Source organism: Mesorhizobium sp. M1A.F.Ca.ET.072.01.1.1 (assembly GCF_004023325.1).
In the GTDB taxonomy this organism is placed as follows: Bacteria; Pseudomonadota; Alphaproteobacteria; order Rhizobiales; family Rhizobiaceae; genus Mesorhizobium.
The window spans coordinates 1-1,268 of the sequence record NZ_RZSF01000651.1; the positions used below are offsets into that span (position 1 = coordinate 1).

Here is a 1,268-nt window from a genome sequence, read left to right on the forward strand (position 1 = left end):
CTCGCCAGACGTCTCCGCTACCTTCGCAGCGGGCGCGGCCGTCTTTTCCGACTGCTGGTCATCAAGCATGGCGGCAGCGATCTTGGCTGTCTCCTTGGCGCGCACGGTGATGGTGTGCATGGCCGATTTGCCGGTCTCGCAAACATCCGGCTTGCGCTCGCAGATGCCGGCAATGTCGCCGACCGCCTCGCGCGCCGCAAACAGCGCCTGGATCGGCCCGACCGCCTCGCGGCCATCCTCGTCGGGGCCGACGCTGAGCGGCAGCGCCAAGAGCACCAGCGAAAACCAGAAAGCCATCCTGATCAGAAAGCCCATCTCGATGCCTCGTCGTGATCGGATCATGCATCCATCGGCATGACCTCTTTTTATGGACGTGACAATGGCACGAAGGCGCGAAGCGTGGCTTGCGCCGAAGCCGCGAATTTTCTTCAAATTTTAGATAAAGCCGAAAGGATTGGTTTTCACGCTATTGATCTAACTCAAATCTGATCCACTGTATTAACTTTGAAATAACCATCTATGCGGCTGTTTCAAAAGAAAAATTTTGGAAAGGGCGAGCATCGGCACTGGGTTTTCGGGAGGCCAGGCGAGCCGGGCTGTGGCTAACGCTCCATTTACCATGGCGGCAGATCGACGGGCTTTGGGGTGCCAGCGTCCCGATATTTGCCGCGGGCGGGGCGCTCGCCTTCCCTGCCTTATCCATTCCTTAAACGCTGGATGCGACTTTCAGTCCAATCAAGAGTCACCTGCAGAAGCAGGGCAATTCACGACCGGGTCCGAGTGCGTTGAGTTCGATTACGGCCAGATACGTTCCTCTGCCTGGCGCGGTTGCCGCCGGCTGCGAACGCATGGTTCATCCGACCGTCACGGACGAGGCTGAGCGCCAGCGCCAGCGCCGCTTCATCGGCGTCATGCTCGCCGCTCCCTTCCTCGCCGCGGGTGCGGCGGTGACGCTGGTCACCTCAAGCCTGGGTGCCGCCGTTACAGTGGCTGCGATCTTCGGCGCTTTCGGTCTGTGCTGGTTCGCAGCGCTTCTGGTTGCCGCCACCGGCCGCATGACGCTCGCCGGCCGTGCCTCGGTGGCGACGGGTGGCCTCGCGCTTGCCGGCGCAATTGCCGCGGCGGGTGGTCTGGCGTCGCCGGTCGCGCTGCTTGCAGTGGCTTTGCCGGTCGAGTCTTGCTGGATCGCCGGGTCGCGCCGCGCAGCAATTTCGGGCGCGCTGGCGGCATTCGGCGCCATCCTGCTGCAGCCTTTCGCAAACCAGTTC

1 protein-coding gene and 1 pseudogene are annotated in these 1,268 nt (G+C 62.3%); one reads left to right on the plus strand and one right to left on the minus strand.

From position 1 onward, the window contains the following. The coding region (locus tag EOA32_RS37295; RefSeq protein WP_128374318.1) for a DUF5330 domain-containing protein at positions 1-315 on the minus strand (315 nt) is incomplete at its 3' end. A gap of 533 nt (positions 316-848) precedes the next feature. Between EOA32_RS37295 and EOA32_RS37300 the strand changes: the two are divergent. Next, positions 849-1,268, plus strand: a pseudogene (locus tag EOA32_RS37300) (PAS domain-containing sensor histidine kinase); the annotation flags it as partial.